Raw genomic sequence first — 20,858 nt, 5'->3', positions numbered from 1 at the left:
AACTACCGGCGCTAGTTTGTAGGGTGTTGGCGACGTAGGATCCGAGTGAGGTCGGGTCGGGTCGGGTCGAGTGGAGTCGACTCGACTCGAGCCGATCGCACGTCACGCGTCACACGCCACACGGTTCAGGTTCACAGCAGGTCCAGAGGTCCACAGGTCCACGCGTTCGCGCGTGCTCGGGAGGATTGCCATGAAGGCCCACGACGGGATGTACATCGGCGGCGAGTGGCGGGCTGCCCTCGGGCAAGGCCGCATCGAGGTCCTCAACCCGGCCGACGAGCAGCTCATCGACTCGGTCCCGGCCGGTACGGCCGAGGACGTGGACGCGGCCGTACGCGCGGCACGCGCGGCCTTCCCGGCCTGGGCGGCCACGGCTCCGGCCGAGCGGGCCGCCCTCATCGGAGCCCTGCGCGACGTGCTGGTCGCCCGCAAGGGGGAGATAGCGCAGGTCATCACCGCCGAGCTGGGATCGCCGCTCGGGTTCTCGGAGATGGTTCACGTCGGGGCGCCGATCGCGGTGGCTTCCTCCTTCGCCGAGCTCGGGGCCTCGTACGCCTTCGAGGAGCGGATCGGGAACTCGACCGTGCTGCTGGAGCCGGTCGGCGTCGTCGGGGCGATCACCCCCTGGAACTACCCGCTGCACCAGATCGTTGCCAAGGTGGCACCCGCTCTCGCCGCAGGCTGCACCATCGTCCTCAAGCCCGCCGAGGACACCCCGCTGACCGCACAGCTCTTCGCCGAAGCCGTGCACGAGGCGGGCATCCCGGCCGGGGTCTTCAACCTGGTGACCGGCACCGGCCTGGTCGCCGGTCAGGCCGTGGCCGCGCACGAGGGAGTCGACCTCGTCTCCTTCACCGGTTCCACCGCCGTCGGCAAGCAGATCGGCGCCACCGCCGGCGCGGCCGTCAAGCGGGTCGCCCTGGAACTGGGTGGCAAATCGGCCAATGTCATCCTGCCCGGAGCCGACCTCGCCAAGGCCGTCGCGGCGGGCGTGGGCCACGTCATGAACAACGCCGGCCAGAGCTGCAACGCGCTCACCCGCATGCTCGTCCACCGCGACGAGTACGAGGAGGCGGTGTCCCTCGCGGCCGCCGCCGCGGCCAAGTACGCCTCCGGCGACCCCCTCGACCCGGGCACCCGGCTCGGCCCGGTCGTGAGCGCCAAGCAGCGCGACCGCGTCCGCGGCTTCATCACCAAGGGTGTGGAGGAGGGCGCGCGCCTCGTCGCGGGCGGGCCCGAGGCGCCGCACGAGCAGGGGTACTTCATCGCCCCGACCGTGTTCGCCGACGTCACGCCCCAGATGACCATCGCCCAGGAGGAGATCTTCGGCCCGGTGCTGTCGATCCTTCCCTACGAGGACCAGGACGAGGCCCTGGCCATCGCGAACGGCACCGACTACGGGCTGGGCGGGGCCGTCTGGGCGGCGGACGCGGAGACGGCCGTGGCCTTCGCCCGCCGGATGGACACCGGCCAGGTGGACATCAACGGTGGCCGCTTCAACCCGCTCGCACCCTTCGGCGGGTACAAGAAGTCGGGCGTGGGCCGCGAGCTGGGTCCGCACGGCCTCGCCGAGTACCTCCAGACCAAGTCCCTGCAGTTCTAGTTCCGCAGCCCGCAGCCCGCAGCCCGCAGCCCGCAGCCCGCAGCCCGCAGCTCCAGCCCAACACGACCCCGCACACACGGAGACGACGATCATGGTTCGCGCCGCCATCCTGCCCGCCGTCGGAGCCCCCCTGGAGATACGGGAGATCGTGCTGCCCGATCCCGGCCCCGGCCAGGTCCGGGTGCGGCTCACCGCCGCCGGGGTCTGCCACTCCGACCTCTCCCTCACCAACGGCACCATGAAGGTCCCCGTACCCGCCGTCCTCGGACACGAGGGCGCGGGCACGGTCCTCGCCGTCGGCGAAGGGGTCACCCATGTCGCGCCCGGCGACGGGGTGGTGCTCAACTGGGCCCCGTCCTGCGGGCAGTGCCACTTCTGCTCGATCGGCGAGGTCTGGCTCTGCGCCAACGCGCTCGCCGGGACCGGGGCGGTGTACGCCCGCGACGCCCGGGGTGTCGATCTGCACCCCGGGCTGAACGTGGCCGCCTTCGCGGAGGAGACGGTCGTCGCCGCCAACTGCGTACTGCCCGCGCCCGCCGGGATCCCGCTCGCCGAGGCGGCACTGCTCGGCTGCGCGGTCCTCACCGGCTACGGAGCCGTCCACCACAGCGCGCAGGTGCGCCCCGGCGAATCGGTGGCCGTCTTCGGGGTCGGAGGTGTGGGACTGGTCGCCCTCCAGGCGGCCCGTATCGCGACGGACGGACCGATCGTGGCCGTGGACGTCTCCCCGGACAAGGAGGACCTGGCCAGGGCGGCCGGGGCCACGGAGTTCCTGCTCGCCTCGGAGACCACCGCCAAGGACATCCGCGCCCTCACCGGCGGCCACGGCGTGGACGTGGCCGTCGAGTGCGTCGGCCGGGCGCAGAGCATCCGGGGCGCCTGGGGATCCACCCGGCGCGGCGGCCGTACGACCGTCGTCGGCATCGGCGGCAAGGAGCAGCAGGTCACCTTCCACGCCCTGGAGATCTTCCACTTCGCCCGCACCCTCACGGGCTGCGTCTACGGCAACAGCGACCCCGCCCGCGACCTCCCGGTGATCGCCGACCACGTCCGCGCGGGCCGGCTCGACCTCGGATCCCTGGTCACCGACCGGATCACCCTCGACGGCATCCCGGCGGCCTTCGACGCGATGCTGGCGGGCAAGGGCGGCCGCTCCCTGGTCGTCTTCTAGCAGTCGGCGAGTCGGCGAGTCGGCCAGTCAGCCAGCCGGCCAGTCAGCCCGGGAGGCCCGCCCCTGCAGGCCTCCCGTCAGGCCGTGTCAGGCCCAGTCGGGCCGAGTCGCGCCGGGGCAGGTGCCCTCAAGCAGCGTCAGGCCGTCTCCCGCAGCGCCGCGTACTGGAGGGCCAGGCCGTCCAGGAGTGCCGTCAGGCCCGTCTCGAAGGCGCCCTCGTCCACCTCGCGCTGGCGTTCCGCCAGCAGGTGGGCCTGGCCCAGGTGCGGGTAGTCCGACGGGTCGTATGCCGTCTCGTCGTCCACGAAACCCCGGGCGAAGGAGCCCACGGCCGAGCCGAGGATGAAGTACCGCATCAGTGCCCCGATCCGGGTCGCGTGCGCCGGCGGCCAGCCGGCCGCGGTCATCGCCCCGTAGACGGCGTCGGCCACCCGCAGGCCGGCCGGCCTGCGGCCCGGTCCGCGCGCCAGCACCGGCACGATGTTCGGATGGTCGGACAGCGCGGCCCGGTAGGAGTGCGCCCAGTCGCGCAGTGCGACCTGCCACTCCCGGCCGTCCCCCGCCTCGAACATCGACAGGTCGACCCGCGCGCTCACCGCGTCCGCGACCGCGTCCAGGATCTCGTCCTTCGTGCGGAAGTGGTTGTACAGCGAAGGCCCGCTGACTCCCAGCGCCGCCGCCAGCCGCCGCGTCGAGACGGCCTCCAGCCCCTCGCCGTCCACCAGGGACCCCGCGGCCTCGACGATGCGGGATCTGCTGAGAAGGGGCTTGCGCGGTCTGGCCATGCGCCACATAGTAAAGCCTGCCGCATTTAAACTAGCGGTGCTAATTAACCCGTCCGATCCCGTCCCGCCCGGAGGTGCCCGGTGAATCTGGAGCTCAGCGAGGAGCAGTCCGCCGTCCGTGATCTCGCCCGTGCGTTCACCGAGCGCGAGATCGTCCCGTACGCCGCCGCGTGGGACCGCGCCGAGAGCGTGGACCGGGCCGTCGTGAAGAAGCTCGGCTCCGTCGGCTTCCTCGGCCTGACCGTCCCCGAGGAGTACGGCGGCTCCGGCGGGGACCACCTCTCCTACGTCCTGGTCACCGAGGAACTCGGCCGAGGGGACTCCGCCGTGCGCGGCATCGTCTCGGTCTCCCTGGGCCTGGTCGCCAAGACCGTCGCCGCCTGGGGGAGCGAGGAGCAGAAGCGCGCCTGGCTGCCCCGCCTGTGCTCCGGCGAAGCCCTCGGCTGCTTCGGGCTCACCGAGCCCGGTACCGGCTCCGACGCCGCCGCCCTGACCACCCGCGCCCGGCGCGAGGGCGACGCGTACGTGATCAGCGGCAGCAAGATGTTCATCACCAACGGCACCTGGGCCGATGTGGTCCTGCTCTTCGCCCGCACGAACGAGGACCCCGGCCACCGCGGCATCTCCGCGTTCCTCGTGCCCACCGACGCCCCGGGCCTGACCCGCCGCGAGATCCACGGCAAGCTGGGCCTGCGCGGCCAGGCCACCGCCGAACTCTCCCTCGACGGCGTGCGCGTGCCCGCCTCCGCGATGCTCGGCCCCGAGGGGAAGGGCTTCTCCGTCGCCATGTCGGCCCTCGCCAAGGGTCGGATGTCCGTCGCCGCGGGCTGTGTCGGCATCGCCCAGGCCGCGCTGGACGCGGCCGTCTCCTACGCCGCCCAGCGCGAGCAGTTCGGCAAGCCGATCGCCCACCACCAGCTCGTCCAGGAGCTGATAGCCGACATCTCCGTCGACGTGGACGCGGCCCGGCTGCTGACCTGGCGGGTCGCCGACCTGGTCGACCGCGGACTGCCCTTCGCCACCGAGTCCTCCACCGCCAAGCTCTTCGCCTCCGAGGCGGCGGTCCGCGCCGCGAGCAACGCCCTCCAGGTGCACGGTGGTTACGGCTACATCGACGAGTACCCGGCCGGCAAACTGCTGCGCGACGCCCGCGTGATGACCCTGTACGAGGGCACCAGTCAGATCCAGAAACTCCTCATCGGCCGTGCCCGTACGGGGGTTTCGGCCTTCTGAGCACCTGAAGTCGCTGAGTACGTACGTGAGGTGCGCATGAGTACGCGCGCGGATGTGCCGAGGCCCGGTCCGCCCGAAGCTGGACCCATGAACGAGACACCGGTCAAGCAGCAGAACACGGGGGCCTACTACGGCCAGGCCGTCGCCTCCTTCGGCATCGCCATCGGCGCGGTGGCCCTGGGGATCTACAACCTGGAGGCGAACGGCTGGGTCCGCGCCTTCCTCGGCATCGCGGTCCTCTACCTCACCACCTCCGCCTTCACCCTCGCCAAGGTGATCCGCGACCGCCAGGAGGTCACCCAGATCGTCACCCGGGTCGACCAGGCCCGGATGGAGAAGATCATGACGGGCTACGATCCCTTCGCCACCCCGAAGCAGCCCACCGCCCAGGATCGCTAAGCGCTTGCTCACCACCCTCCGGTAGGCTGTTCATTCCTACAGGCCGAAGAGGGTGAGCGAGCGATGGACAGCGCGGAGGAGATCGGCGGCTACCGGCCGTGGTCGGAGGTCACTCCCGACGCCGCGCGGCGGCTGCTCGTCGCCGCCGTGGAGGCCTTCGCGGAGCGCGGGTACCACGCCACGACCACGCGGGACATCGCGGGACGGGCCGGCATGAGCCCGGCCGCGCTCTACATCCACTACAAGACCAAGGAAGAGCTGCTCCACCGGATCAGCCGCATCGGCCACGACAAGGCCCTGTGCATCCTGGACACCGCGGCCTCCGGACCCGGCAGCGCCGCCGAGCGGCTCGACGCGGCCGTACGGTCCTTCGTGGGATGGCACGCGGCGCATCACACCACCGCGCGCGTGGTCCAGTACGAGCTCGACGCTCTCGCTCCGGAGCACCGCTCCGAAATCGTGGCACTGCGCCGGCAGAGCGACGCGGCCATCCGCCGCATCCTCGCCGACGGCGTCGAGGCCGGGGAGTTCTTCGTCCCGGACGTCCCCGGCACCACCCTCGCCGTGCTGTCGCTCTGCATCGACGTCGCCCGCTGGTTCAGCGCGGACGGCCGCCGCACGCCCGACGAGGTCGGCGCGCTCTACGCCGGTCTCGTGCTCCGCATGGTGGGCGCGGGCCGCGAGTAGCGGGTCGCAAGGAGCGGTCCAGGAGGAGCCGTTCAGAAGGAGCCGTTCAGAAGGAGGGGTCCGGAAGGAGCGGTCCGGAAGGAGAGCGGCTCAGAAGTAGTACCGGGACACCGACTCCGCCACGCACACCGGCTTCTCGCCGCCCTCGCGCTCGACGGTCACCGTGGCCGACACCTGGACGCCACCGCCCGCCTCCACGACCTCGGTGATCAGCGCGGTCGCGCGCAGCCGCGACCCGACCGGCACCGGCGCCGGGAAACGCACCTTGTCGACCCCGTAGTTGATGCCCATCCTCATGCCCTCGACCCGCATGATCTGCGGCACCAGGCTCGGCAGCAGCGACAGCGTGAGGTATCCGTGCGCGATCGTGGAGCCGAAGGGTCCGGACGCCGCCCGCTCCGGGTCCACGTGGATCCACTGGTGGTCCCCGGTGGCGTCGGCGAAGAGGTCGATCCGCTTCTGGTCCACCTCCAGCCAGTCGCTCGGGCCGAGCGGTGCGCCGACCCCGGCGGTGAGCTCCTCGGCGGACGTGAAGATCCTCGGCTCGGACATACCCGTACCTCTCCCTGGCGAATAAGCGCTTGCTCAGCATGCTGGGGGCGTCGTGGATCTGTCAACGACGTACCCGGCCCCGGATTCCCGGCCCGGCCGATTACCCTCGGCGGTGTGCCGCAGATCCCCGAGAAGGTCCATGAGCTCACCGTCGGCCAGCTGTCCGCCCGCAGCGGCGCGGCCGTCTCCGCACTGCACTTCTACGAGACCAAGGGGCTGATCAGCAGCCGCCGCACCTCCGGCAACCAGCGCCGCTACACCCGTGACACGCTGCGCCGCGTGGCGTTCGTACGGGCCGCCCAGCGCGTCGGCATTCCCCTCGCCAGCATCCGCGACGCCCTCGCCCAACTCCCCGAAGGCCGCACCCCCAACCGTGAGGACTGGGCCCGGCTCTCCGGGAGCTGGCGGGCCGAGCTCGATCAGCGCATCGCCCAACTCGGTCGCCTGCGCGACCATTTGACCGACTGCATCGGCTGCGGATGTCTCTCCCTGGAGAACTGCGCGCTCTCCAACCCGGACGACGTCTTCGGTGAACGCATCACCGGCTCCCGGCTGTTGTGACCTCCCGCGCGCGGGCCGCCGCCGCGACCAGCTCGGCGTTCGACCGGGCCGCCCGTCCGTCCGGCAGGTGCAGCACGTCTCCTACGCCGATCCGCGCCCCGGCGCCGTACCGCGCGGCCAGCCGCAGCGCCGGCCAGGCCGCCGCCTCCCGCCCGAACAGCAGCACCGGCACCGGCGGCAGCCGCCGCAGCAGCTCGGCGACCGGCCCCGGGTCGGCGGAGGCCAGCTCCGCGACCAGCCGGACCCGCGCGGGATCCCGTACCGGCCACGCCAGGAACCGCGCGAGCGAGCCGGACACCGCGCCCGCCGCGCCCGCCGCGATCTCGGTGCCCGCCCAGTCCGCCCCGCGCCCCGTTCTCGCCCCGCCCCCAGTGCCCGCCCCGCCGACCCCGCCCACCCCGCCCACCGCGACCTCCGCGTCCACCGCCGGCCCGCGCTCCAGGAGCGCCTCCGCCAGCTCCCGCGCTCCCGGCTCCGCGAACCGCACCACCGCCCGGTCGGGCAGCACCGTCCAGCTCCGCACCCGCGCCAGCCGCCCCGCGTGATCCGGCTCGGCCCCCGGGCTCACGGCCACGGAAACCGCCACCCCACCGCCGGGCCCGGGGCCGCCCGGGACCCTGCCCCCGCCCCTGAGGCCCCCGCCCCCGAGCCCCGCGTCGCGCAGGGCCTCCAGCAGCGGCCCGACCACCCGGGGCGAGAGGCTCTCGCGCCCGCACGGGGTGCGCGGATGGACCAGCACCTCCCGGGCCCCGGCGGCCACCGCCGCCAGCGCGGCGTCCACCAGGTCCCCGGGGCTCATCGGGACGGCCGGGCCGTCGGCGGCGCCCCGGGATCCGTTCAACGACACCACCAGGGTCGGCCCCGCTCCCGGCCCCGCTCCAGCCCCCGGCCCCGGTCCAGCCCCCGCTCCCGGCCCCGCTCCAGCCCCATCCCTCGCCCTCGCCCCGCTCACGCCGCCCCCGCCAGATCGGCCCCCTGCAGCGCCGTGACCGCGAGCGCCGGTCTCGGCACCACGATGCCGCAGCCCGCGCACACCGGCCCGTCCCACGCCCACCCGACGGCCGAACCCCGGGCCGCCGCCGACGGCACCGGCCAGTGCAACTCCCGCGCCCCGCACACCGGACAGCCCGTCCCCGGCTCCGACTCCAGTGCCTCCACCAGGCGTCTGAGCACCTCGCCCAGCGCCCCCTGCGGCCGCACACCCGGATCGGCGCACCGCACCACCGCGTCCCCGCTGCCGCTCCACGCCCACTCGGGCCGCCGCAGCCCGTCGTGCTTCTCGCGCCTGCGGCGCGCCGCGAACTGCCGCTCGTACTCCAGCCAGACCGCCCGCGCCTCCTCCAGCTCCTCCAGCGCGGCCACCAGCCGCGAGGGGTCCGCCGCCCGGTCCTCCGGGCCGATCCCGTGCCGGTCGCACAGGTGCCACCAGGTCGCGCGGTGCCCGTACGGGGCGAACCGTTCCAGGCAGCGGCGCAGCGAATGGCGCCGCAGGGCCCTGTCGTTGCGTGTATCGCGCACCTGATGGGCCAGACTCCGGAATCCCGCCATCACACCTTCACCTCCGCCGAGCGCCCAGCACCGGGCGCCGTGCCCGCCGCGCTGTGTTCCCCACAGGACCGGCGCCGTGTGCCCAACATGCCCGGCCCGGTGCGGGCGCATGCGGGGGCGGTCGAGGCGTGCGGGTGGCACATGGCCGGAACTCAGCGCCCCATGCGCCCCGCGGCCACCACCAGCCGGGCCAGCTCCTCGTGGCAGATGTCGCTGTGCGCCCCCGAGGGGGCCCCGCCGCGCCGGACCACGGAGCCCGCGTCCACGCTCACGCAGCCCGCGGCGGGCAGGCCGCCCCGCAGCGCCGCGTCCAGTGTCAGCCGCGGGGTTCCCGGCACTCCGTGCACCCCGTCGTGCCCGATCGCGCCCCACCGCTCGTCGAAACCGAGCAGACCGGCCGAATCGCCGGCCATCCGGGAGGCCAGCGGGTAGAACACCTTGAGGGAGGAGTCGTACGGGGAATGGCAGGCCGTCAGCGGCCCGTCGACCCTGCTCTGCAGCCCGCGCAGGGCGCCCCCACGCCCCCGGTCGTGCGGCAGGCTGTCGGCGAACGCGTAGTGGGAGAAGGCCCCTTGGAGGAGGGTCAGGGACTTCACGTTCCGCGCCCCGGACGGCAGCCCGCGCAGCGCGAAGGACACCACCCGGCCGCCGAAGCTGTGGCCGATGAGGTGGACCCGCAGGGCGGGGCGACGGCCGGCCAGCTCCGCCAGCAGCGGCCCGAGGCCGTGCTCGCCGACCACTCCGGCCCGCGCCTTCATCTGGTAGTACGTGGCCTGGCGCAGCACCTCCTTGGCGCCGTTCCACAGCGTCCGCATCCCGCCGCCGGCCGAGAAGCCGGGGGAGTCCCCGGCGCCCGGAGGCTCCCCGGGGAGCGTGGCGCCCGCCTCGGCCAGGGCATCGGTGAACTCCCGGCACACCCGCAGGACGTCCCCGCTGAGGAAGTCCGGCACCTCGCGCGGGGCGAAGGCGGCCGCCAGATCGTCGCCCGTGCCGACCCCGTCGACCCCGGCCAGTTCCCGTACGAGCGCGCCGAACTCGGTGAAGTCGCCCTCTCGCGTGGGCCGTTCCTCCAGCAGCTCGGCGATCCGGTCCAGCTCCGCCGCCCGGCCCGGCCAGAACGCGCCGAGGGCCCGCCGGGTGACCGGGTCCAGGGCCGTTCCGTGGCCCGGCTCCCCGGCGCCGCCCACACCTCCCACACCGGCCCCCGCTCCGCCCACGGCGCCGGGGGCGTCGAAGTCGGGTATCGGCTCGTCCGAGAACCGGATCGAGGGCCACACCACCCCCACGTACCCCAGCCGCACCCCGGTCCCCACCAGATCCGCGAAGGGGGCGTAGAACCGGTCGAAGAGCCGGATCGCGGTGGACCGGTCGGAGTTCCATCCGTGGGCGAAGACCAGCAGGTCCGTGGCCTCGATCCCGAAGACCGCCTCCCGCGCGCCCGGGCCCGCGTCGCCCTGCGCGTCGAAGGTCAGCTCCACGTACGGCCGGGCTCCGATCCCCACCGCCGTCCCCGTCCCCGTCCCGGTCGTCCGCGCGGGCACCGCCCCGCCGATGTGCACCATGACGTCCCCCTCCACGCCGTGTCCCTGCCCGCAGCATCCTGCGGAACGGGCCGCCCGGCCAGCCCCTGCGCACCCACCGGTTCACGGATACAGCAGGTACTCCTCCCGTACCGCGGCGAACCCCGCCAGCCCCGCCGCCCAGTCGCCCGCGATCTCCTCCACGCCCGCCCCCGCGTCGACCATCCGCCGGACCCGGTCCGAGCCCGTCAGCCGGTCGATCCACTGGTCGGATCGCCACGCGAAGCCGCTCCACACCCGCCGCGCGGTGACCAGCAGTCCGATCCCGGCCCGTACCGGATCGAAGCCCTCCCGGTCGTGGACGAGCAGCCGGACCCCGCCGCAGGTCTTGCCCGCGTATTTGGAGAAGGAAGGCGTGAAATAGGCCTCCCGGAACCACACCCCGGGCAGCTCCAGCGCGTTCGCGGCCTCCGCCCACCGCCGGTCCACGCCCTCCGCGCCGACCAGCTCGAAGGGGGTGGTGGTACCGCGCCCCTCCGACAGGTTCGTCCCCTCGAACAGGCAGGTCCCGGCGTACGCCAGGGCCGTGCCCGGCGTCGGCATGTTCGGGCTCGGCGGCACCCAGGGCAGCCCGGTCTCCTCGAAGAAGGACTCCCGCCGCCACCCGGCCATCCGCACCACCTCCAGCCGCGGGGCGGGGCCCGCTCCCCGCAGGAACTCGCCCGCGAAGAGCCCGGCCAGCTCGCCCGCCGTCATCCCGTGCGCCAGCGCGATCGGCTCCCGGCCCACGAAGCTCGCGTACGGGCGCTGCAGGACGGGCCCGGCCGCCCGCCGGGCGCCGACCGGGTTGGGGCGGTCCAGCACCACCACCGCCTTGCCGGCGAGGGCGGCCGCACGCATGCAGTCGTAGAGGGTCCAGATGTAGGTGTAGAAGCGGGCGCCGACGTCCTGGATGTCGAAGACGACGGTGTCGACGCCGGCCGCCGTGAAGACGTCCGCGAGGCGCTGCCCGCTCTTGTCGTACGTGTCGTACACGGGCAGCCCGGTCGCCGGATCCCGCCCGGCCCCCTCCGAACCGCCCGCCTGGGCCGTCCCCCGGAAGCCGTGCTCGGGGCCGAACACCGCGACCAGGTCCACCGCCGCGTCCGCGTGCAGCACGTCGACCAGGTGGCGGGCGTCCGCGGTGATCCCCGTCGGGTTGGTGACCACCCCGACCCGCTGCCCGGCCAGTACGGCGTACCCGTCGGCGGCGAGCCGCTCGAACCCGGTCCGCACCCGCCCCGCGGGCGTGCCCGCCGCCCCCGTTCCCGGGGCTCCCGCCCCCAGGGCGCCCGCGGCGCCCGCCGCCCCGGCCAGACCCAGCAACCCGCGTCGCGACAGCGTCATCGCGCCAAAGTAGGGCTCCGCACCCTTCCGCCGGGACATACCGACTGGTTAGTCTGCCCGTGATCCGGCAGACGGCGCAGGCACCCAGGCGGCGCAGGCACGCAGGGCGCCGGGGCAACCAAGGCACCACCACACGAAGGGCGGACCCGTGAACGCGTTCCAGGACCAGCGAGTCGTCGTCACCGGCGCGGGCGGCGGCATCGGAGCCGCCCTCGCCCACCGCTTCGCCGCCGAGGGGGCCACCGTCGCGGTCAACGACCTCGACCCCGCCAAGGCCGCCTCCGTCGCCGACGCGATCGGCGCCCGCGCCGTCGCGGTGCCCGGCGACGCCTCGGCCGTGGTCGCGGAGGCCCGTGAGGCGCTCGGCGGCACCGTGGACGTCTACTGCGCCAACGCGGGCCTCGCCTCCGGCGGCGACGCCTTCGCCGACGAGGCCGTCTGGGAGGCGGCCTGGGACACCAACGTCATGGCCCACGTCCGCGCCGCCCGGCTGCTGCTGCCCGACTGGCTGGAGCGCGGGACCGGCCGGTTCGTGTCCACCGTCTCGGCCGCCGGGCTGCTGACCATGATCGGAGCGGCCCCGTACAGTGTCACCAAGCACGGCGCGCTCGCCTTCGCGGAATGGCTCTCGCTGACCTACCGCCACCGCGGGCTCCGGGTCCACGCCATCTGCCCGCAGGGTGTCCGGACCGACATGCTCACCGCCGCCGGATCGGCGGGCGAGCTGGTCCTCGCGCCGACCGCGATCGAGCCGGAAGCGGTCGCGGACGCACTGTTCGACGGCATGGAGAAGGGCCGGTTCTTGATCCTCCCGCACCCCGAGGTCGCGGACTTCTACGCGTCCCGCGCCACCGAGCCGGACCGCTGGCTGAGCGGCATGAACCACCTCCAGCGCAAGTGGGAGACCCGGTGACCGCGGACCCGGTGACCCCGGTCCCGGTGACCGCGGACCCCGTGCCCCCGGCCTCCTCCGCCCCCGCGCCGCAGCCCTCCCGTTACGCCGCCAAGCCCTGGCTCGGCCTGCTCAGCCCGGTCCAGCGGGCCCCGATCACGCCCCCGCCCAGCGTGCTCCACGCCTTCCGCGCCGCGGTCGCCCGCGCCCCCGGGCACACCGCGCTGGCCTACTTCGACGGCCGCCTGACCTACGCCGAGGCCGACGCGCTCTCCGACTCCCTCGCCGGCCACCTCGCCTCGAACGGCACCCGCCGCGGGGACCGCGTCGCCGTCATGCTCCAGAACACCCCGCACTTCGTGCTGGCCGTCCTGGCCGCCTGGAAGGCCGGGGCGGTCGTGGTCCCGCTCAACCCCATGTACAAGTCCGGCGAGGTCGGCCACATCCTGCGCGACTCCGGGGCCACCGCCCTGGTCTGCGAGGCCCGCGCCTGGTCCGCGTACCTGCGCGGGGCCGCGCGGGAGACCGCCGTACGCACCGTCCTGACCGCCTGCGACCTGGACTTCCAGACCCGCGACGACGTACGGGTCCTCACGCCGGGCCGCCCGGAGCAGGCGGCCGACGCCGCCGACCTGCACACCGTGGCCCGCCGGGGCCACCCCGCCCCGCCCGACCCGGAGCTCACGGCCGCCGACACCGCCCTCATCAGCTACACCTCCGGCACCAGCGGCACGCCCAAGGGCGCCATGAACCCCCACGGCGCGCTCACCCACAACGCCGTGCGCCAGGTCACCGGCCACCCCCTCCCCGAAGGCGCCGGCTACTTCGCGCTCGCCCCGCTCTTCCACATCACCGGCATGGTGTGCGAGCTCGCCGCCTGCTTCACCAACGCCGGCACCCTCGTCCTCGCCCACCGCTTCGACGCCGGAGCCGTCCTCGACGCCTTCCTCGAACACCGCCCCGCCTACGCCGTGGGCCCGGCCACCGCCTTCATGGCGCTCGCCGCCCACCCCGGGGCCACCTCGGACCACTTCGCCTCGTTCCAGGTGCTCTCCTCCGGCGGCGCCCCGCTGCCGCCCGCCCTGGTCGAACGCCTGCGCGCCGCCTACGGCTTCTACCTGCGCAACGGCTACGGCCTCACCGAGTGCACCGCCCCCTGCGCCTCCGTGCCGGTGCACCGCGAAGCCCCCGTGGACCCGGCCTCGGGCACCCTCTCCGTGGGCGTGCCCGGCGCCGACACCCTCGTACGGATCCTCGACGAGAGCGGCGCCGAGGTGCCCTTCGGCGAGACCGGGGAGATAGCCGTACGCGGACCGCAGGTCGTACCCGGCTACTGGGGCCTGCCCGAGGACACCGCCAAGGCCTTCCCGGACGGCGAACTGCGCACCGGAGACGTCGGGTTCATGGATCCCGAGGGCTGGCTCTACGTGGTCGACCGCAAGAAGGACATGATCAGCGCCTCCGGTTTCAAGGTCTGGCCGCGCGAGGTGGAGGACGTGCTCTACACCCACCCCGCCGTGCGCGAGGCGGCCGTCGTCGGCATCCCGGACCCCTACCGCGGGGAGAGCGTGAAGGCCTACGTCAGCCTGCGCCCCGGCGCCGAGGCCGACCCGGCGGAACTGTCCGCGTACTGCGCCGAGCGCCTCGCCGCGTACAAATACCCGCGCCGTGTGGAGATCCTGCCTGTCCTTCCGAAGACGACCAGTGGCAAGATCCTGCGACGGGAACTGCGGATACGTGACCACGGCTGAAAACGGCCGGACCGCGTCCGCACGGGACCGCACACGCGAGGACCACGAAAGGGAGGCGACAGCCATGGCCGCCAAGACCACGACGGAGACCGTCGGGGCGCACGAGGCCCCGGTACCGCGCCGGCTGCTCGCCGTCGCGACCAGGCTGTTCGCCGAGCGGGGCTACGACCGCACCTCGGTCCAGGAGATCGTCGAGGCGGCCGGGGTCACCAAGGGCGCGCTCTACCACTACTTCGGATCCAAGGACGATCTGCTGCACGAGGTGTACGCGCGCATGCTGCGGCTCCAGCAGCAGCGGCTCGACGCGGTGGCCGGTTCCGGCGCACCCGTGGAGGAGCGGCTGCGGGCCGCGGCCGCCGACGTGGTGGTCACCACGATCGAGAACCTGGACGACGCGGCGATCTTCTTCCGCTCCATGCACCAGCTGAGCCCGGAGAAGTTCAAGCAGGTCCGGGCGGAGCGCCGGCGCTACCACGAGCGCTTCCGCGCCCTGGTCGAGGAGGGCCAGCGGACCGGGGTCTTCTCCGACGCCACCCCGGCCGACCTGGTGGTGGACTACCACTTCGGCTCCGTCCACCACCTGTCGACCTGGTACCACGAGGACGGCCCGCTCACCCCGCAGCAGGTGGCCGACCACCTCGCGGACCTGCTGATGCGGGCGCTGCGCCCGTAGCGAGCACGGGGCCCGTAGCGAGCACGGGGCCGGGCCGCAACGGACTAGCCGAGCGGTGCGACCTCGCGGCCCCAGGTCTCCTTGGCGACCACGGCGAAGGAGATGTACCAGGCGACGCCCGCGGTGAAGAGGCCGAGGAAGCCGCCGGTGTGGCCCAGCGCCGTGCTCTGCGCCAGGTCGCCGAGAGCGAGGAACAGGAAGGTCAGCGCCAGCGAGACGAACAGCACGCGGTGGGCGACGTCCAGCTTCATGGCGGCGATCGACATGTACGCCGTGAAGATGAACCAGGCCACGAGGAACCAGCCGGTCGCCACGTGCGCCTGGTCGGCCGGCAGCGTCGGGACGACGAACTTCACGTAGCCGGCGAAGGACATCCAGAACGCGCCGTACGAGACGAACGCCGTGGTCCCGAAGGTGTTGCCGCGGCGGAACTCCATGACGCCCGCGACGAACTGCGCGAGGCCGCCGTAGAACAGCGCCAGCGGCAGTACGACGGCGCTGAGCGCCGCGTTCGAGATCAGCCCCGAGTTGAAGAGGCTGAGCACGAAGGTGGTGAGGGCGAACGCCGCCAGGCCGAGCGGGCCGGGATTGGCGACCCTTGCCGACGGAGCCGCGGACGCGGTGACGGGGGAGGCCGTGGCGTGCGGCGCGGCGGCGGGGGCCAGGGTGGAGCTGGGCATGGCGAAGGGCACTTTCACTTGGGGGAAATACCGAATATATCGGACTTCCCAAGTGGTCTGGACCACTAAAGGTCCGGTCCCGCGGGACCGAAGTCCCCGCCCCGCCCGCCCGCCCCGCCCGCCCCGCCCGCCGGAGGCTACCGGTACCGCTTCAGCTCCCGGTGCGCGAGCGAGCGCTGGTGCACCTCGTCCGGCCCGTCCGCCAGCCGCAGCGTCCGCGCCGCCGCCCACAGCTCGGCCAGCGGGAAGTCCTGGCTCACCCCGCCCGCGCCGTGCAACTGCACCGCGTCGTCCAGGATCCGCACCACCGCCCGCGGGGTCGCGATCTTGATCGCCTGGATCTCGGTGTGCGCGCCCCGGTTGCCCGCCGTGTCCATCAGCCAGGCCGTCTTCAGCACCAGCAGCCGCAGCTGCTCCACGGTGACCCGGGCGTCCGCGATCCAGTTCTGTACGACGCCCTGCGCGGCCAGCTCCTTGCCGAAGGCGGTACGTCCCACCGCGCGCCGGCACATCAGCTCGATGGCCCGCTCCGCCATGCCGATGAGCCGCATGCAGTGGTGGATCCGCCCCGGCCCGAGGCGGGCCTGGGCGATGGCGAACCCGCCGCCCTCCTCGCCGATCAGGTTCCCCGCGGGGACCCGGGCCCCGTCGAAGACGACCTCGGCGTGCCCGCCGTGGTCGTGGTCCTCGTACCCGTACACGGTCATCGCGCGCCGGATCTCGACGCCCGGAGTGTCCCGGGGCACCAGGATCATGGACTGCTGGCGGCGCGGGTCGGCGCCCCCGGGGTCGGTCTTGCCCATGACGATGAAGATCTTGCAGTCCGGGTTCATGGCACCGGAGATGAACCACTTGCGGCCCGTGATCACGTACTCGTCGCCGCTCGCGGACCGCTCGATGCGGGTCTCGATGTTCGTGGCGTCCGAGGAGGCCACCTCCGGCTCGGTCATCGCGAACGCGGACCGGATCTCCCCGGCCAGCAGCGGCTCCAGCCACTGCTTCTTCTGCGCCTCGTTCCCGAACTGCGAGAGCAGCTCCATGTTCCCGGTGTCCGGAGCCGCGCAGTTCGTCGCCGTCGGCGCCAGGTGCGGGCTGCGTCCGGTGATCTCGGCGAGCGGGGCGTACTGGAGGTTGGTCAGCCCGGCGCCGTACTCATGGTCCGGCGAGCTGTGCTGGTTCGTGAAGAAGAGGTTCCACAGCCCCTGACGGCGCGCCTCGGCCTTCAGTTCACCGAACACGGCCGGGGTGTCCCAGGGCGAGGCCAGCCGCGCGCGCTGCTCGGCGGCGACGGCTTCCGCCGGGTAGACGTACTCGTCCATGAACGCGAGGAGCCGTCCGCGGAGTTCCTCGGTGCGGGCGTCGAATGCGAAATCCATGGGGGTTCCTCAGCCTTCGTGCGGTTGCCGGAGTGTGGTCAGACCGTGCTCGATGAAGACCGGGACCAGCTCGCCGATCCGGTCGAAGCCCGAGCCGACGGTCTGCCCGAGCGTGTAGCGGTAGTGGATGCCCTCGAGGATCACCGCGAGCTTGAACCAGGCGAAGGCCGTGTACCAGGAGACCTGCGAGGCGTCCCGGCCGGAGCGGGCCGCGTACCGCTCGATCAGCTCGGCGGGCGCCGGATGGCCGGGGGCCGCGCTGGTCGTGCTGACCGGGGAGTCGGTCAGCCCCAGGTCGGAGCTGTACATCACCAGCAGCCCGAGGTCCGTCAGCGGATCGCCGAGCGTGGACATCTCCCAGTCCAGCACCGCCCGGATCCGGTCGCCGCCGCCGCCGATCAGCACGTTGTCCAGCCGGAAGTCCCCGTGCACCACGGTGGCCGCGGGGGAGTCGGGCAGGGCGCGTCCGAGGGAGCCGTGCAGTTCGTCGATCCCGGAGAGCTCCCGCCCCCGGGAGGCCGCGAGCTGCTTGCCCCAGCGGCGCAGCTGGCGGTCCAGGAAGCCCTCGGGCCGCCCGAAGTCGCCCAGGCCCACCGCCTCCGGGTCCACCGCGTGCAGGTCGACCAGGGTGTCCACCAGGCCCAGCACCGCGCGCCGGGTCCGCTCGGGGCCGAGCGCCGCGAGCTCGCCGGCCGTCCGGTACGGCACCCCGTCCACGTACTCCATCACGTAGAACGGCGCCCCCAGCACGGCATCGTCCTCGCACAGCAGCAGCGGCTCGGGCACCGGCACCGCGGTGCCGTGCAGGGCCGCGATGACCCGGTGCTCGCGCCGCATGTCGTGCGCGGTGGCCAGTACGTGCCCCAGCGGCGGCCGGCGCACCACCCAGCGCGAGCTCCCGTCGCCCACCTCGTACGTCAGGTTCGAGCGGCCGCCTTCGATCAGCCGGCCGGTCAGTGGCCCGACCACGAGGCCCGGCCGCGCCCGGTCGAGATGGCCCCGCAGCCGCTCCAGATCGAGGCCTCGCGGGCCGGAGGGGGCTGCGGAGGGGGCCGGGCCCGGGGCTGAGGTCATGGTGCGCGCCTCCGTACGGAGTTGACGACGACGGAACGATCGCGACCCATGATGCCGACCAGTCGGTATGCCGTCCAGTGCGTGAGCCGAAGGGACCTCGGTTCCGCCCCCCCGCTCCGCCCTTCCGGCCCGCCCCTCCGGCCGTCTCCCTGCCCCCTCGCGTTCCCCCGCCCGTCCCGTCAGGCGTGGCAGAGGATCGGGGTCCCGCCGTTCATCACCGTCATGTCCCGCAGCACCGCGAGGATGTCCAGCGGGACCCCCTCGGGCTCCCCGGCCAGTTCCGCGTAGGCCCGGTGCAGGTTGGCCACCAGCCGTTCGCTCTCCCGCCAGGCGGCGAATTCCCCGAGGTCGGCCTCCCGGGCGGCCTCCAGCGGGGTCAGCCCCTTCGCGCGGCCCTCCCGGGCCAGCTCGGCCACGTACCGCAGATAGCGCTCGGTGGCCTCGTACGCGCCGGGATCCGTCAGCGGCCCGTGTCCCGGTACGACCGTCTCCGCGCCGAGCGAGCGCAGCAGCTCCATCGCCCGCAGCGAACCGGCCAGCGAGCCCATCGCCAGGAACGGCGTGCCCTCCGCGAAGACCAGGTCGCCGGTGAAGACGATCCGCTGCTCGGGCAGCCACACGAGGGAATCGCCCGTGGTGTGCGCGACACCCGGGTGCAGGACCCGCACCTCGGTCTCCCCGACGTGCAGCGTCAGCCGGTCGCCGTAGGTCAGATCGGGCGCGGTGATGTCCACGGCGCCGAAGTCGGTCGCCGGCCAGATCATCTCCAGCTGGTGCCCGGCCGCGAGTTGCTCGGAGCGTGCGTTGTGGTGCCCCACGATCAGCGCCTCCGGGGCGAACACGCCGTTGCCGTAGGTGTGGTCGCCGTGATGGTGGGTGTTGACCACGGTGCGGGGGAGCGGCGCCCCGGCGGCCAGCACCGCCGCACGCAGGGCCAGCGCCCGCCGTTCGGTGGCCGCCGTGTCGACGAGCAGGGTCCGGCCGCCGCCGGTCACGAAGCCGGCGTTGTTGAGGCACCAGCCGCCGTCCGGCTGCACGTAGGCGTACACCCCCGGCGCGGGCTGGAGGAGGTACGGCTCTTCGACGGGCATGCGCGGTCTCCCCGGGTCGCTGTGACGGGCTGTCGGCATCCTGCCAGTCGCGGCGGCCCGGGGGGAGGGCGTGTTCGGTCAGCGCTCGTCGGCGCTCGTCGGTGGTCGTCAGTGGGCAGTGGTCAGTGGTCGTCGTAGTGGTCTTCGTGCTCCGCGTGCCGGTGCCCGTCGTGCAGGTAGTCGACGTGGTCGCCGTGCGGGACCGAGGAGTGTCCGCAGTCCGCGCCGTGGGCGTGCTCGTGGGCGGAGTGCGGGGCGTGCCCGGCGGGCTCGCACTCGTCCCAGTGCCCGGAGTGCTCGCGGTGCAGATGCCCGTCGTGCGCGTAGTCGACGTGGTCTCCGTGCTCGACCGCCTGGTGGCCGCAGGCCGGACCGTGGGCGTGGGCGTGCTCGTGCGCGGGGTGCTCCTGGTGCAAGGTCGTCATGGCGCCGAGGCTAGTGCGGAACGACCCGGATCGCCCCTTGTGTCCCCTGTGTGCCGAGGGTGGGCCACAAGTCGGACCATCGGTTCGTCACCTCAGATGACGACCGCCATCGCGAAGACCGCGAGACCCACCGTGCACACCGTCGCGGCCACCGCCGCACTGGATGCGAGCCCGGCGGGGCGCGCGGCCGCCAGCTCCCGCATCCGCCGGTGAGCCACCCACACGAAGGCCAGCCAGAGCAGCACGATGACCGCCACCCCCACCAGCTCCATCGGCGAGCCCGGTCCGCGCAGGGCCTGGCGCAGGCCCAGTACGGCCGTCACCACGCACGAGAGCGTCGTACGCCGCCACGCGAGCCGGGTCCGTTCGGGCTGCAGCCCCGGGTCGCGGTCATCGGTCCCCCCGGGGTCGGCCGCGTCGGCCGAGGCGCTCACCGCCCGGTCGTCCAGCCGAGCAGGATGACCACCACCATCCCCACCGCGACCAGCCCCACCCCCAGGCTCAGCACCACCGGGAACCGGGACATCGGCAGGTCCTCCCCCCGCCGCCGCATGGCCCGCTCGCACTGCACCCAGTGGTTCACCGCACGCAGCGCGCAGGCGGCGCCCAGCGCGAGCAGCGCGAAGGCCATCGCCACGCGCACCGCCCACCGCAGGTCGGGCAGGAACTGGTCCACGGCGAACCCGCCGCCGATCAGGGCCAGCGCGGTCCTGATCCAGGCGAGGAAGGTCCGCTCGTTGGCCAGCGAGAAGCGGTAGTCGGGGGTCACGCCCTCGTCCCTCACCCGAGCCGGCGCGAACCACAGCCGCACGTCCTTGACGAAGTCGATCACCAGCCCAATCTACTGGCGCTCCGGCCCACCGGCGCTCCGAGCCGAACCGCGGAACTCCAGCAGCCTGCGGTACGCCTCCAGCCCGTCCGGCACCCACGGCCACGAGCCGTCCGCGACCCGCCGCGCCACCTCCTCCTCCGGGAGCCACGCGTGCCAGGCCACCTCCGAGGCCTGCGGCCGGACCGGCAGCTCGCAGCGCACCTCGTGCACGTGGCTCCACCAGGCCCCGCCCGGACCCTCGTACAGGAACTTGAACAGCGGCTCGGGCTGTTCCAGCCCCGTCACCCCCAGCTCCTCCTCCGCCTCCCGCAGGGCCGCGGCGGCGTAGCCCTCGCCCGCGCCGACCACCCCGCCGACGAACATGTCGTAGTGCGAGGGGAAGACCAGCTTCGAATCCGTCCGCCGGTGCGTGAAGACCCGCCCCCGCCCGTCCCGGGCCAGTACGAACACGCAGCGGTGGATCAGCCCGGCCGCGTACACCTCGCCCCGCGGGGCGCGCCCCGTCACCCGGTCCTCCCGGTCCACCACGTCCAGTACCTCGTCGGCCGCGCTCATGCCGTGATCCCTCCGCTCCTGTTGACTGGTTACCGCTCCGTAGCAAAGGATCGCCCCACCACCG

Annotated in this window: 23 protein-coding genes; 9 read left to right on the top strand and 14 right to left on the bottom strand. The window is 73.6% G+C overall.

Annotated elements, in window-relative coordinates:
• Positions 1 to 190: 190 nt before the first annotated feature.
• On the top strand, positions 191 to 1,603 hold the full coding sequence (locus OG247_RS10320) for an aldehyde dehydrogenase family protein (RefSeq protein ID WP_327251956.1): 1,413 nt from the start codon (positions 191 to 193) through the stop codon (positions 1,601 to 1,603).
• Positions 1,604 to 1,694: 91 nt separating this feature from the next.
• Positions 1,695 to 2,774 (top strand): alcohol dehydrogenase catalytic domain-containing protein, encoded by a 1,080-nt coding sequence (locus tag OG247_RS10315; protein ID WP_327251955.1) that lies wholly within the window; start codon positions 1,695 to 1,697, stop codon positions 2,772 to 2,774.
• A 137-nt stretch (positions 2,775 to 2,911) separates the two neighbouring features.
• Here the strand turns inward: OG247_RS10315 and OG247_RS10310 are convergent, their stop codons facing one another.
• Positions 2,912 to 3,559 (bottom strand): TetR/AcrR family transcriptional regulator, encoded by a 648-nt coding sequence (locus tag OG247_RS10310; protein ID WP_327251954.1) that lies wholly within the window; start codon positions 3,557 to 3,559, stop codon positions 2,912 to 2,914.
• An 81-nt stretch (positions 3,560 to 3,640) separates the two neighbouring features.
• Here OG247_RS10310 and OG247_RS10305 point away from each other — a divergent pair, with 81 nt between their 5' ends.
• The 3 genes from OG247_RS10305 to OG247_RS10295 all read left to right on the top strand — a co-directional run bounded on the left by OG247_RS10305 (position 3,641) and on the right by OG247_RS10295 (position 5,878).
• Positions 3,641 to 4,792, top strand: a complete 1,152-nt coding sequence (locus tag OG247_RS10305) for an acyl-CoA dehydrogenase family protein (RefSeq protein WP_327251953.1) — start codon at positions 3,641 to 3,643, stop codon at positions 4,790 to 4,792.
• A gap of 87 nt (positions 4,793 to 4,879) precedes the next feature.
• The gene (locus OG247_RS10300) at positions 4,880 to 5,191 is read left to right on the top strand and encodes a YiaA/YiaB family inner membrane protein (RefSeq protein WP_327251952.1); all 312 of its coding nucleotides are present in this window, start codon (positions 4,880 to 4,882) and stop codon (positions 5,189 to 5,191) included.
• Between the two features lie 63 nt (positions 5,192 to 5,254).
• The gene (locus OG247_RS10295) at positions 5,255 to 5,878 is read left to right on the top strand and encodes a TetR/AcrR family transcriptional regulator (RefSeq protein ID WP_327251951.1); all 624 of its coding nucleotides are present in this window, start codon (positions 5,255 to 5,257) and stop codon (positions 5,876 to 5,878) included.
• Positions 5,879 to 5,968: 90 nt separating this feature from the next.
• Here OG247_RS10295 and OG247_RS10290 read toward each other — a convergent pair whose 3' ends face one another.
• Positions 5,969 to 6,430, bottom strand: a complete 462-nt coding sequence (locus OG247_RS10290) for a MaoC family dehydratase (RefSeq protein ID WP_327251950.1) — start codon at positions 6,428 to 6,430, stop codon at positions 5,969 to 5,971.
• 114 nt (positions 6,431 to 6,544) lie between these two features.
• On the opposite strand from OG247_RS10290, the gene soxR reads away from it, so the two are divergent.
• Positions 6,545 to 6,991, top strand: coding sequence for a redox-sensitive transcriptional activator SoxR (gene soxR / locus OG247_RS10285; RefSeq protein WP_327251949.1), 447 nt, complete (start codon positions 6,545 to 6,547; stop codon positions 6,989 to 6,991).
• On the opposite strand, the gene OG247_RS10280 is transcribed toward soxR, so the two are convergent.
• The 4 genes from OG247_RS10280 to OG247_RS10265 form a co-directional block, all read right to left on the bottom strand.
• Positions 6,969 to 7,832, bottom strand: a complete 864-nt coding sequence (locus OG247_RS10280; RefSeq protein ID WP_442813246.1) for a 3-keto-5-aminohexanoate cleavage protein — start codon at positions 7,830 to 7,832, stop codon at positions 6,969 to 6,971. The two genes, soxR and OG247_RS10280, sit on opposite strands and share 23 nt — an antisense overlap.
• A 107-nt stretch (positions 7,833 to 7,939) precedes the next feature.
• On the bottom strand, positions 7,940 to 8,539 hold the full coding sequence (locus tag OG247_RS10275; protein WP_327251947.1) for a hypothetical protein: 600 nt from the start codon (positions 8,537 to 8,539) through the stop codon (positions 7,940 to 7,942).
• A 152-nt stretch (positions 8,540 to 8,691) separates the two neighbouring features.
• On the bottom strand, positions 8,692 to 10,116 hold the full coding sequence (locus tag OG247_RS10270) for a serine-threonine protein kinase (RefSeq protein ID WP_327251946.1): 1,425 nt from the start codon (positions 10,114 to 10,116) through the stop codon (positions 8,692 to 8,694).
• Positions 10,117 to 10,182: 66 nt separating this feature from the next.
• Positions 10,183 to 11,445, bottom strand: coding sequence for an exo-beta-N-acetylmuramidase NamZ family protein (locus OG247_RS10265; protein ID WP_327251945.1), 1,263 nt, complete (start codon positions 11,443 to 11,445; stop codon positions 10,183 to 10,185).
• Positions 11,446 to 11,593: 148 nt separating this feature from the next.
• Here OG247_RS10265 and OG247_RS10260 point away from each other — a divergent pair, with 148 nt between their 5' ends.
• The 3 genes from OG247_RS10260 to OG247_RS10250 all read left to right on the top strand — a co-directional run bounded on the left by OG247_RS10260 (position 11,594) and on the right by OG247_RS10250 (position 14,761).
• Positions 11,594 to 12,358 carry an SDR family oxidoreductase gene (locus OG247_RS10260; protein WP_327251944.1) on the top strand — a complete coding sequence of 255 codons (765 nt, stop codon included), beginning with the start codon at positions 11,594 to 11,596 and terminating at the stop codon, positions 12,356 to 12,358.
• 26 nt (positions 12,359 to 12,384) lie between these two features.
• The gene (locus tag OG247_RS10255) at positions 12,385 to 14,088 is read left to right on the top strand and encodes an AMP-binding protein (RefSeq protein ID WP_327257407.1); all 1,704 of its coding nucleotides are present in this window, start codon (positions 12,385 to 12,387) and stop codon (positions 14,086 to 14,088) included.
• 64 nt (positions 14,089 to 14,152) lie between these two features.
• The gene (locus tag OG247_RS10250; RefSeq protein WP_327251943.1) at positions 14,153 to 14,761 is read left to right on the top strand and encodes a TetR/AcrR family transcriptional regulator; all 609 of its coding nucleotides are present in this window, start codon (positions 14,153 to 14,155) and stop codon (positions 14,759 to 14,761) included.
• Between the two features lie 44 nt (positions 14,762 to 14,805).
• Here OG247_RS10250 and OG247_RS10245 read toward each other — a convergent pair whose 3' ends face one another.
• The 8 genes from OG247_RS10245 to OG247_RS10210 form a co-directional block, all read right to left on the bottom strand.
• The gene (locus OG247_RS10245) at positions 14,806 to 15,441 is read right to left on the bottom strand and encodes an acetate uptake transporter (RefSeq protein ID WP_327251942.1); all 636 of its coding nucleotides are present in this window, start codon (positions 15,439 to 15,441) and stop codon (positions 14,806 to 14,808) included.
• A gap of 137 nt (positions 15,442 to 15,578) precedes the next feature.
• Positions 15,579 to 16,817 (bottom strand): acyl-CoA dehydrogenase family protein, encoded by a 1,239-nt coding sequence (locus tag OG247_RS10240; protein WP_327251941.1) that lies wholly within the window; start codon positions 16,815 to 16,817, stop codon positions 15,579 to 15,581.
• Between the two features lie 9 nt (positions 16,818 to 16,826).
• Entirely contained in the window at positions 16,827 to 17,891 is a 1,065-nt protein-coding gene (locus OG247_RS10235) for a phosphotransferase family protein (RefSeq protein ID WP_327251940.1), read from the bottom strand.
• A 179-nt stretch (positions 17,892 to 18,070) separates the two neighbouring features.
• Positions 18,071 to 18,982 (bottom strand): MBL fold metallo-hydrolase, encoded by a 912-nt coding sequence (locus OG247_RS10230; RefSeq protein WP_327251939.1) that lies wholly within the window; start codon positions 18,980 to 18,982, stop codon positions 18,071 to 18,073.
• 122 nt (positions 18,983 to 19,104) lie between these two features.
• On the bottom strand, positions 19,105 to 19,407 hold the full coding sequence (locus OG247_RS10225; RefSeq protein WP_327251938.1) for a hypothetical protein: 303 nt from the start codon (positions 19,405 to 19,407) through the stop codon (positions 19,105 to 19,107).
• Between the two features lie 92 nt (positions 19,408 to 19,499).
• On the bottom strand, positions 19,500 to 19,841 hold the full coding sequence (locus tag OG247_RS10220) for a DUF202 domain-containing protein (RefSeq protein WP_327251937.1): 342 nt from the start codon (positions 19,839 to 19,841) through the stop codon (positions 19,500 to 19,502).
• Positions 19,838 to 20,239 (bottom strand): YidH family protein, encoded by a 402-nt coding sequence (locus OG247_RS10215; RefSeq protein ID WP_327251936.1) that lies wholly within the window; start codon positions 20,237 to 20,239, stop codon positions 19,838 to 19,840. The genes OG247_RS10220 and OG247_RS10215 overlap by 4 nt, the downstream gene beginning before the upstream one ends.
• A gap of 9 nt (positions 20,240 to 20,248) precedes the next feature.
• Positions 20,249 to 20,794 (bottom strand): NUDIX domain-containing protein, encoded by a 546-nt coding sequence (locus tag OG247_RS10210; protein WP_327251935.1) that lies wholly within the window; start codon positions 20,792 to 20,794, stop codon positions 20,249 to 20,251.
• Between the last annotated feature and the right edge of the window lie 64 nt (positions 20,795 to 20,858).

This window comes from Streptomyces sp. NBC_01244, from assembly GCF_035987325.1.
Classification (GTDB): domain Bacteria; phylum Actinomycetota; class Actinomycetes; order Streptomycetales; family Streptomycetaceae; genus Streptomyces.
This window is presented reverse-complemented; position numbering and strand designations above follow the sequence as displayed.